General features: G+C 71.6%; 6 protein-coding genes and 1 pseudogene. 5 read left to right on the forward strand and 2 right to left on the reverse strand.

Features of this window, described 5'->3' with window-relative positions; all coding sequences use genetic code 11:
* Window positions 1–198 (forward strand): annotated as a pseudogene (locus AB0C29_RS34335) (gfo/Idh/MocA family oxidoreductase); the annotation flags it as partial.
* On the opposite strand, the gene AB0C29_RS34340 reads toward AB0C29_RS34335, so the two are convergent.
* Both AB0C29_RS34340 and AB0C29_RS34345 read right to left on the reverse strand, forming a co-directional pair.
* A complete protein-coding gene (locus AB0C29_RS34340; protein ID WP_360829226.1) occupies window positions 195–1,421 on the reverse strand; it encodes a hypothetical protein in 1,227 nt (408 codons plus the stop codon). The pseudogene AB0C29_RS34335 and the gene AB0C29_RS34340 sit on opposite strands and share 4 nt — an antisense overlap.
* Window positions 1,418–1,930, reverse strand: coding sequence for a SigE family RNA polymerase sigma factor (locus AB0C29_RS34345; protein WP_360829229.1), 513 nt, complete (start codon window positions 1,928–1,930; stop codon window positions 1,418–1,420). The genes AB0C29_RS34340 and AB0C29_RS34345 overlap by 4 nt, the downstream gene beginning before the upstream one ends.
* A gap of 152 nt (window positions 1,931–2,082) precedes the next feature.
* On the opposite strand from AB0C29_RS34345, the gene AB0C29_RS34350 reads away from it, so the two are divergent.
* The 4 genes from AB0C29_RS34350 (at window position 2,083) to AB0C29_RS34365 (ending at window position 4,635) form a co-directional block, all read left to right on the forward strand.
* Entirely contained in the window at window positions 2,083–2,703 is a 621-nt protein-coding gene (locus tag AB0C29_RS34350) for a sigma-70 family RNA polymerase sigma factor (protein WP_360829232.1), read from the forward strand.
* On the forward strand, window positions 2,700–3,458 hold the full coding sequence (locus AB0C29_RS34355; RefSeq protein WP_360829235.1) for an anti-sigma factor: 759 nt from the start codon (window positions 2,700–2,702) through the stop codon (window positions 3,456–3,458). Before AB0C29_RS34350 ends, AB0C29_RS34355 begins: the two co-directional genes overlap by 4 nt.
* 68 nt (window positions 3,459–3,526) lie before the next feature.
* Entirely contained in the window at window positions 3,527–3,901 is a 375-nt protein-coding gene (locus AB0C29_RS34360; protein WP_360829238.1) for a hypothetical protein, read from the forward strand.
* A gap of 101 nt (window positions 3,902–4,002) precedes the next feature.
* Window positions 4,003–4,635, forward strand: a complete 633-nt coding sequence (locus tag AB0C29_RS34365) for a fasciclin domain-containing protein (RefSeq protein WP_360829240.1) — start codon at window positions 4,003–4,005, stop codon at window positions 4,633–4,635.
* Window positions 4,636–4,678: the final 43 nt, after the last annotated feature.

Genomic DNA, 4,678 nt, shown 5'->3' on the forward strand with positions numbered 1-4,678 from the left:
GGGGTCGCCGACGTGCCGCCGGTGCCGTGGCTGCCGGTGGAGGCCTTCGGCCGGGCGGTGGACTCCCTGATCGGCGCGGCCAACGGCGGCCCGGCTCCGGCGCTGGACCTGGCCTTCGGCGCCGAGGTGGTGGCGATCCTGGCCGCGGCCGGTGAGTCGATCACCACCGGCCGCACCATCACCCTTCAGGCGGGCTAGCGGCAGCGCCAGAGCAGCGGATGGTTCTCGACGTCGGGCCCGCTGGAGTAGCCGGCCACCACCAGGCCGTCGTCACTGATGCTCTCGACGATGTACTGCTGGTCGCCCTTGAGCTTCGAGTACGCCGGGAGCTTCGTGTTGCGGGTGCCGACGGTGATCACCGGCCGGTCGGCCTCGCCCACTATCCAGCCGTTCGCCGCCACCCGCGCCGGCATCCCCGCGCCGTCCACGAGCCTCTCGTAGCGATTGCTCGCGATGCTGTAGCGGAAGAAGGCGAACGATCGGGTGTCCTTGGTGTCGATCACGGCGCGGCCCACCACCCAGCCGTCGCGGATCGCGGCCGGCCAGAACATGGTCGCCTTGCGGCCGTCGACCTCGGGCAACGGCATACGGCGGGTGGTGCCGTCGGCCAGCCACAGGTAGCCGGTGCCCTCCTTGCCCGTCGGCGTGATGGTGCCGAGCACGTTGCCGGCCTCGTCGATGTCTCCGGCCTCGCCGGCCTCGGCACCGTCCGGCAACGGCAGCCGCTGCGGCTTCGCGGTCGTGGACGCCCAGCGCGCCGGGACGCCCTGGTACAGCGGGCCGAGCGAGCCGACCACCACCCCGGCGTCGTTGATCGCCGACGCCGTGCCCTCGCCGCCGGCCAGGGGCTTGACCTTGCCGTCGCGGTACGCGTACGGCCGGATCTCCGGGTCGAAACCGGAACCGACCGCCTGGCCGCGCGAGTTGATGTCGTTGAAGCTGTCGTCGGAACCGCCGACCCGGAGCTGGCTGACGATCTTGCCGTCCCGCCACACCACGAGGGGACGACCCTGCCCGCCGCCCGGTGGATACAGCCGGCCGACGTGCCAGCGCCCGCTCGCGTCACCCCCGGTGACCAGTGCTTTCTGGATGCCGGCGGTGGGCAGCCGGCTGACCGTGCAGTCCTTGGGCCCGGCCGGCGGGGCGGCGACCGCGATCGACGGGGACGGGGTGACAGCCGGGCGCGGCGGTGGTGGCGTGGGCCGGCCCAGGGCGGAGAAGGCCAGCGTGCCCCCGGCCGCGGTGGTCGCGGTGACGGCCACGACCGCCATTCCGCTGGTCCACCACCGGGTGCGGCGGCGGCGCCGGCCCTCGGCCATCGCGCCGGCCACGTCGATGCGGGACGGGGCGGCCGGATCGCCGGCGAGCGGGCTCAACAGGGCCACCGCGTCGCGGTCGGCGCTGTCCGGATGCTGGTTCATCGTGTGCCCCCGAGGGAGTGGATGCGGTCGCCGAGGATCCGGCGCAGGGCCGTGAGTCCGTGGGCTGTCTGACTTTTCACGGTGCCCTCGCTGCAGCTCAGCACCCGGGCGACATCGGCTATCGACTGATCGCAGAGAAAGCGCAGCACCAGCACGGCCTGCTGCCGCGGCGGCACCTGGGACAGCGCCGCCCGCAGCACGGTGCGTTCCTCGACGCCGTGGCCGTGATGCGCCGGCGCGGGCCGGTCGGGTGGGACGCCGAGGCGCACCTTCCACCAGCCCCGGCGTTTCTCGTCGAGGAAGATGCGGACCAGCATCGTGTGCACGTACGCGTCGATGTTCTCCACACCGCTGATCCGCGACCACCGCACATACAGCTTGGTGATGGTCTCCTGCACCAGATCGTCGGCATGGTGCTCGTCGCCGCAGAGCAGGTACGCGGTACGCCGCAGACCTGTCGTCCGCCCGTGCACGTACGCCAGGTACTCCGCGTCCGATCCGTTGGTCATCCCTGCTCCCGCCGTCGTCCCTGTAGTAAACGGTGACGTCGGACGATCGGTTGTATGCCGCCGCGGCCGCTCTGTGGTGCGATGACCCATCCGCGTAGCCGTCCGTGCCGAATGGCAGTTGATACGGCATGAGCGATGGAGAGGCTGACTTCATGACTGAGCGCGGCGCCGCCCGCCGGCCTGACCATCTGTCGGCCGTGCCCGATGCTCCGGCCGGCCCCACCTCCGACGTCGGCGACCTGGTCCGCGCCGTGGCCCGCGGCGACGAGCCGGCGTTCGCCCGCCTCTACGATCTGGTCTCGCCCCGGGTCTACGGCCTGATCAGGCGCGTGTTGCGCGATCCGGCCCAGGCCGAGGAGGTGGCCCAGGAGGTGCTGGTCGAGGTGTGGCGTACGGCGGCCCGCTTCGACGCCGCCCGCGGTACGGCGACCTCCTGGATCTTCACCATCGCGCATCGCCGCGCGGTGGACCGGGTGCGCTCCGAGCAGGCCTCGTCCGACCGCACCATGAAGGTCGGCATCGCCTCGGTGGAGACCCCGTACGACGAGGTCGTCGACGAGGTGGCCGGGCGGCTGGAACGCCAGCAGGTGCGGCACTGCCTGGACGATCTCACCGAGCTCCAGCGTCAGGCGGTGACGCTCGCTTACTACCAGGGCCACTCGTACCGCGAGGTGGCCGAGCTTTTGCAGACCCCATTGCCCACGGTCAAGACCCGGATGCGTGACGGCCTGATCCGCCTGCGCGACTGCCTGGGTGTGGAGGTGACCGCATGACCACGACGGACATTCACGCCCTGGTCGGCGCCTACGCGCTGGACGCGGTGGACGACCTGGAGCGGGCCGCTTTCGAGCGGCACATCCTGGCCTGCGAGGGGTGCCGCGGCGAGGTCGACGAGCTGCGCGAGACCGCGTCACGGCTGGCCGACAGCACCTGGTCGGTCCCGCCGCCGAAGCTGCGCACGGACGTGCTCGCCGCGATCGGCCGGACCCGTCAGCTGCCGCCGGGGGACTCGGCCCTGCCCGAGCCGGACGCGCGGGCGGCGGTGTCGCGCTGGCGCCGGTACACGGCGGGCGCGGCCGCGGCGTGCATCCTGGCCACCGGGGCGGGTGCGGCCACGTGGGCCGTGCAGGAGCAGCGGGTACGCGCCAAGAACACCGCCGTCGCCGCCGCTGAGCTGCGGGAGGCCCGTACCCAGGCCATCCTGGCCGCCCCCGACCTGGTGGTCCGCACCGCGCCGATGATCGGCGGAGGCCGCGTCACCGTGGCCTCGTCCGCTCAGCAGGCGGCCAGCGTCGTCTCGATGCGGGCCGATCGGGCACCGTCGGCGGACCGGGCTTTCCAGCTCTGGACGATCCGCGATGTGTCCGCTCCGGCCCCGGTCCAGGCCGGGCTGCTGCCGCCCGGGGAAGCCTCGGCGGCCCAGATCGTGGAAGGCGTGCCCGGGAACGAGGTCTTTGCTGTCTCGGAGGAGCCCGCCGGCGGCTCGCCGCAGCCCACCCAAGTGGTGGCGCAGGTTCTGCTGACGTAGACCCATCCGGGCCGCATACCGCTCCGAATCGTCTGTAGAGGAAAGAAAACGACGAAACGGAGATACTGATGGTCACCGACATCCGGCGCGCGGCGGTCCAGGGGGTACGCGACAACAGCGGCCCCGTGACCTTCGCCTTCGGATTGGTGCTGGTGGGCATCGGTATCGCCGGTTTTCTCGCCGTAGGCCGGGGTGAACTGCCCGGGCTGTTCGCGGTCACGATGCCGTTCAGCGTCCTGCACCTCGGGCTGGGCACCGCCCTGGTGTCCACCGCGATCCTCGGCCCGCGTCCGGCGCGGGTCACCGCCACCTGGGCCGGTTTCACGTTGCTCGCCCTGGGTCTCGCCGGCCTGGCCGGTGTCACCCGGGTCGCGCCGAACGGTGCCGATATCGCCCTCTGTCTCGTTCTCGGTATAGCGCTGACGGCCGTCGGCCGCCGCTGATCATCAAGCACCGCCCCGTAAAAAGGCGCCCCTGTGCGCATCTGTTCGAGCAGTTCGTCACGAATATTCCGTGACATCCATTTTCCGAAAGGGATCCCACCATGCGCGCCACCAAGCTCACTGCCATCGCCGCCGCCCTCGTCTTCTCCGCCTCCCTGGCCGCCTGTGGCGAGGACGACGCGAGCGGCGAGAGCACCGCGGCGGCTCCGGCCGCCACCACGGCGTCGGCTGCTCCCTCCATGGCCGGCACGGACACCATGGCGACCTTCGGGGCCGGCTGTGCCGCCGTGCCGACCGAGGCGTCCGACCCGGGCAGCTTCGACGCCATGGCCAAGGTGCCGGTCGCGACCGCCGCCTCCGGCAACCCGCTGCTGTCCACACTGGTCACCGCGGTCAAGGAGGCCGGGCTGGTCGACACGCTGAACACCGCACCCGCGCTGACCGTCTTCGCGCCGACCAACGACGCGTTCGCCAAGATCCCGGCGGCCGACCTCAAGGCCGTGCTGGCCGACAAGAAGACCCTGACCAGCATCCTCACCTACCACGTGGTCGAGGGGAAGCTCACCCCGGCGCAGCTGGCCGGCACCCACAAGACCATCCAGGGTGACGAGGTCACGGTCGAGGGCAGCGGCAGCGACTTCAAGGTCAACGAGGCGTCGGTCGTCTGCGGCAACGTGCAGACCGCCAACGCGACCGTCTACATCATCGACTCCGTCCTCATGCCGAAGGGCTGATCTTTCTTCGGGAACGCGCCGGCCGTGGTGGTGACCACGGCCG

Origin of the sequence: Actinoplanes sp. NPDC048791 (genome assembly GCF_040650095.1) — a bacterium.
Taxonomy (GTDB): Bacteria; Actinomycetota; Actinomycetes; order Mycobacteriales; family Micromonosporaceae; genus Actinoplanes.